Source organism: Streptomyces sp. NPDC058086 (assembly GCF_042885015.1).
Taxonomy (GTDB): Bacteria; Actinomycetota; Actinomycetes; order Streptomycetales; family Streptomycetaceae; genus Streptomyces.
In genome coordinates, this window is sequence record NZ_JBHVST010000304.1 from 1 (window position 1) to 1193 (window position 1193).

Sequence of the window (1193 nt, forward strand, 5' to 3'; positions counted from 1 at the left end):
GGCCTGATAAGAAGCCTGCCCGACCCCGAAGGGGCCGTGGCCCATCACAGTTCTGCCTCGAAGTGACCTCTCCCGGGCACGGCGCCGGTCCGCAGCGACCGCGATTACCGTCTCACGGAGAGGAATCCCGATCGCGTGAACACCATTGTCGCCCACACACGTTCGTTCGTCATCGGCGTCGACACCCACGCCAGGACCCACATGCGATGGGGGTTGACGCGATATAGAAGCTTCATTGGGAAGCCTCCGCCAGGGTCTCGGTGGGGCGAGGGGTGCGGGTGGTGCGCTGCGCGAGGTCCAGGAGCTCGTGGTTGAGTTGCTGTTGGTTGGTGGTGACCGGCTCGGTCCAGGGCTTGTAGTGGCTGGACCACATGGGGCTGGCGGGCTGGGCCGGGTCGGGGGCCGGCGGGCGGGCCTCGCTGTGGCGGGCGCGTTCGCGGTCGGCCTGGGCGACGACGCCGACCCAGTCGAGCCCGTGGCGCAGCTGGAGTCGTTGACGCAGACCGGTGCGCTGCCGGGCGGTGGTCGCCGCCCAGATGCCGGTGGGGGTCAGCTCGCGGTTGGCGAGCGCCCACTTGAGGCATCCGGCGGCGATGGGGCAGCCGCTGCAGGCCGTCTTGGCGCGCTCGGTGCGGGCCAGGTCGTCCTTGCTGTTCTGGCCGTGCTCGTGGGCGAACCAGTCCGGGTTCGTGCGGCACGCCAGCGGGGCGTCGGTGTGGGGGAAGGGGATCCGGGGGTCGGCCTCGATCGTGGCTGGGGCTTTGGCAGTTCGGCTCATGGGTGAGCGCTCCTTGCGGAGTGATGAATGCAGGGGGAGTTCAGGCGTGGTCGTCGTCGCGCTTGCGCTGGGGCTGGACGTCGGAGGCAAACCTCCCTGGCCGCGCTTCCACGGGATGGGCGGTGATCCACTCCTCGGCGCAGACCTTGTGGGCGGGCTCGCCGTAGTGGGAGCGCATCGGCGTGGGAGCACCGCACAGCACGCACGGCAGGTCCTGCCAGCGGTCGAAATGCCGGGCATCCCGCCAGTCCAGAAGGCCGCCGGGAACCGGGATGAGGCCCGGCTCCCACAGCGGTGCCTTGCCGCGGCGGCGCCGGGCGGGCGCGCTCATCCGACGGGCAGGTGGGTGCCGGGGCGGCCCGGGCGGCGCCCGTGGACCGTGGGCGTGTAGGCGTCGTGGCGCGTCGCCAGGTAG

2 protein-coding genes are annotated in these 1193 nt (G+C 71.5%); both read right to left on the reverse strand.

Features of this window, described 5'->3' with window-relative positions; genetic code table 11:
• Positions 1 to 232: 232 nt before the first annotated feature.
• Positions 233 to 778 carry a WhiB family transcriptional regulator gene (locus ACFVWD_RS58445; RefSeq protein WP_389607331.1) on the reverse strand — a complete coding sequence of 182 codons (546 nt, stop codon included), beginning with the start codon at positions 776 to 778 and terminating at the stop codon, positions 233 to 235.
• Between the two features lie 40 nt (positions 779 to 818).
• The gene (locus ACFVWD_RS58450; RefSeq protein ID WP_389607333.1) at positions 819 to 1109 is read right to left on the reverse strand and encodes a hypothetical protein; all 291 of its coding nucleotides are present in this window, start codon (positions 1107 to 1109) and stop codon (positions 819 to 821) included.
• Positions 1110 to 1193: the final 84 nt, after the last annotated feature.